The sequence below is a fragment of the Streptomyces flavofungini genome (assembly GCF_041028215.1).
GTDB classification, from domain to species: Bacteria; Actinomycetota; Actinomycetes; order Streptomycetales; family Streptomycetaceae; genus Streptomyces; species Streptomyces flavofungini_B.
Genome location: NZ_JASKYR010001206.1, coordinates 1 through 1,451, shown reverse-complemented (window position 1 = coordinate 1,451; position 1,451 = coordinate 1). Strand labels below are relative to the sequence as shown.

The following is a 1,451-nucleotide window of genomic DNA, read 5'->3' as shown; positions in this document are numbered from 1 at the left end:
GACACACCCCGTCCGACTTCCCGTTGCTCGACGACCTGCCCGACGGCACGCTCACCCAGGCCGACGTGGAACACCTAGAGTCGGCCGTACCGGCGCTGCGGGACATCTGGCCGCTGTCACCGTTGCAGGAAGGCATGCTGTTCCACGCCCGGCCGTGGCGGGTCACGTCACGCTGCCGTGGCGCGAGGCCGACCTCACGGAACATACGGAGGCCGACGCCCTGGCCCGGTCCGACCGCCTCGCCGAGGAGGAACGGGCGGCCCGGATGGAGGTGACGGCGCCGCCGCTGCTGCGCCTGCTGCTCATCCGGCTCGCCCCCGACCGGCACCGCCTCGTCGTCACCAGCCATCACATCGTGGCGGACGGCTGGTCGACGCCGGTCATGTTCCACGAGGTCTCCGCGCTGTACGCGGCGGGCGGCGACGCCACCGCCCTCAAGCGCGCGGCCTCCTACGGCGGATACCTGACGTGGCTCGGCCACCAGGACAAGGAGACGGCACGCGCCGCCTGGAGGGCGGACCTCGCGGGCGCCGACGAACCGACCCTGGTCAGGCCCGCGCACCTGAACGACAGCGCCCACGCCGTCTCGGAGGAGATCGCGCTGCGCCTCTCCAAGGAGTCCACCGACGCCTTGACGGACCTGGCCCGCCTGCACGGCCTGACCCTGAACACCGTCGCGCAGGGTGCGTGGGCGCTGGTCCTCGCGCGCCTCGCGGGCCGCACGGACGTGGTCTTCGGCGCCACGGTCGCGGGCCGCCCGGCGGAGCTGCCGGGGGTGGAGTCCATGGTGGGCCTGTTCATCAACACACTTCCGGTGCGCGTACGGACCGACGGCGCGCAGCCGGTGGCCGACCTGCTGACCGGACTCCAGCGCGGTCAGTCCGAGCTGATGGCCCACCAGCACGTGGGCCTGCCGGAAATCCAGGCTGTCGCCGGTTCCGGAGCGGTCTTCGACACCATGCTGATGTTCGAGAACTACCCGCGCGACGAGACACCCCCCACCGGCCCGCACGGCCTGACGATGACCCAACTACGCACGGAAGCGGGCACCCACTACCCCCTCGCCGTCAGCGTCGTCCCCGACGAGCGCCTCCAGATCCGGGTGACCTACCGCCCCGACCTCTTCGACCGCTCCGAAGCCCACCAGGTGGGCCAGTGGCTGGAACGCACCCTCGAACACATCGCGGCCACCCCCAGCACACCGGTCGGCCGGATCGACGTACTGGACGCGTCGGAGCGCGATGCGGTGGTGCGGGGTTGGAACGCCACGGCTTGTCCGGTGGTGGCGGGTTCGGTGGTGGAGGCGTTCGAGGGGTGGGTCGCTCGGTCGCCGGATGCGGTAGCAGTGCGGTGCGCCCCTGAACAAGGGCTGTCCTATGTGCAGTTGGACGCGCGGGCGAGTGCGTTGGCGCGATATCTGATGGCTTTGGGTGTGGGGGTTGAGTCGCGGC

1 protein-coding gene is annotated in these 1,451 nt (G+C 71.4%); it reads left to right on the top strand.

What is annotated here, in order from left to right; genetic code table 11:
* Nucleotides 1–154 precede the first annotated feature (154 nt).
* The coding region (locus AB8Z36_RS39775; protein WP_369218230.1) for a condensation domain-containing protein at nucleotides 155–1,451 on the top strand (1,297 nt) is incomplete at its 3' end.